The following is a 1,849-nucleotide window of genomic DNA, read 5'->3' as shown; positions in this document are numbered from 1 at the left end:
AGCACCAATCGCGGACGCCTCTGGGGTGAGAGGTGACGTTATAGAACGGCGTACATCCGGAAACGCCCAGGTTTAGGAGGTTTTCATTGACCTTCGCCATGGCTTCGGACAGCCCGAGGCGAATATGGTCACTGTGGGAGTCGCCGATCAGCATTACAGACGGATCGCCATCTCGTGTCATCGAGCAGTGGTCGATGGGCCAGAACGATGGGTAGGCTTTCCGGCAAGTTTCGTTTGCCAACTCACCCCAGTTGAACTGATTGTTATTGCTGGCAAGCTCTTGAACGCGGGAAGGAATGCCATCTCGCGCAAAAGTAGCGTACCCGACCCCGCCAACACACAGCATCAAAACCCAAAGTATCGCGGGCTTCAGCGAAGTTTGTGCGCCGAATCGAATAGGGCTTTCGATGAAGCGATAGGTGAGCCAGGACAGCAGGACGCTCAGCAGAACTCCGCCGACTTGGATGCCCCAAGACGGAACAGCAGACTCCATGATCCGTGCAAACGAAAGGATCGGCCAGTGCCATAGGTACAGCGGGTAACTGATCACGCCGATGAAGAGCATAAACCGGTTGTTCAGGAGAGAACGGTTCACCAGTGCGTGCGGGCCCGAAAAGATCAGCATCGCCGTACCGATCACAGGCAGGAGAGCCCACCAGCCTGGGAAGATGTCGCCACTTTTTAAGAAAGCGACCGAGCCAACTATCAGCCCAAGCCCTATCAGCGAGATAGTGCTATTAACCGCTCCACCGAAAACGCGTGCAGCCCCCTTCCCTTCGGAAGATTTCGAGCGCGAGTAATAAAAGTAGGCAAGGATGGCACCGGCCAACAACTCCCAAAATCTTGTTTGAGGGGAAAAGAACGTCCCTACAGGGTCTGTAGACACGCCGTAAATGTTCAGCCCAAAAGAAATGAGACATAGGGCGAGAACAGTAAACATGACGTTTATGCCTGAACGCCAAACTGCCCAAATGATTAGCGGGTAAACAAGATAAAACTGCTCTTCAATCGCCAGCGACCAAAGATGCATTAGCGGTTTCAGCTCTGATGACGTATCGAAGTAGCCCGACTCTCCAAGCAGATTGAAGTTCTGTAGAAATATGGTACCGGCCGCTATGTGCCGACCCAGCTGCTTGAACTCATCTGGGAGCAACGTGAACCAGCCAAAGACATAGGTAGCCAAAAGAACAACTACCAGCGCCGGGAAGATCCTTTTGGCCCTTCGCGAATAGAAGTCTATAAAGCTGAAGTTGCCCCGATCCAAACTTTTAAAAATAATGCTAGAGATCAGAAAGCCGGAGATAACGAAGAACACATCGACCCCTGCAAATCCGCCAGGGAGCATGGACGGAAATGCATGGAAGATAACAACTGATAAAATTGCTATCGCCCTGAGTCCATCAATGTCAGGTCGGTACTTCAAGTGATCATGGGCTTTCGTTTTCCCCGCTGACGACTCTATAGCGTCCTTGAGTAGCGGCGTCTTCACATTCATTAAGTTGCTTTTCCATTCGGGCAATGCTGTCGCGGCAGCTCAATAAAGCATTTAGCGAAGCGAGGTTTCCGTTGACCTCGACCGGCCAATCTAGCCGCGTATGGTACTGCTGGCACATTGCTGGTCGCAACCTCTGATACTGTTTCCAGACTCTACTGGCACGCCCCCACCGTAGCGACCAACTGTCGTTCATAGCCAATTCGCTGCCGACGCTCAGCGAGAAGTGCCCGTATCTTCAGTTCGAGGCTGTCGTTTTTCTTCAAGCCGTCGGCGGCCCACGGTGGCACAGCAACCTCCCGCGTCTTGCACGGCACCTGCACCGGCACCTCAACTCGCACGATGCGTAACTCCGGC

At 53.1% G+C, this 1,849-nt stretch carries 2 protein-coding genes; both read right to left on the bottom strand.

Annotated elements, in window-relative coordinates; all coding sequences use genetic code 11:
* Positions 1-1,489 (bottom strand): acyltransferase family protein (locus tag AB0J87_RS64370; RefSeq protein WP_363985917.1); only part of this gene is annotated, 1,489 nt, incomplete at its 3' end.
* A 158-nt stretch (positions 1,490-1,647) separates the two neighbouring features.
* Positions 1,648-1,849: hypothetical protein (locus AB0J87_RS64365; protein WP_363985915.1), on the bottom strand; the 202-nt coding region annotated here is incomplete at its 5' end.

This window comes from Nonomuraea sp. NPDC049625 (genome assembly GCF_040675285.1).
Taxonomy (GTDB): Bacteria; Actinomycetota; Actinomycetes; order Streptosporangiales; family Streptosporangiaceae; genus Nonomuraea; species Nonomuraea angiospora_A.
Note: the sequence above shows the minus strand (reverse complement) of the source record. Positions and strands in the feature narration are given on the sequence as shown.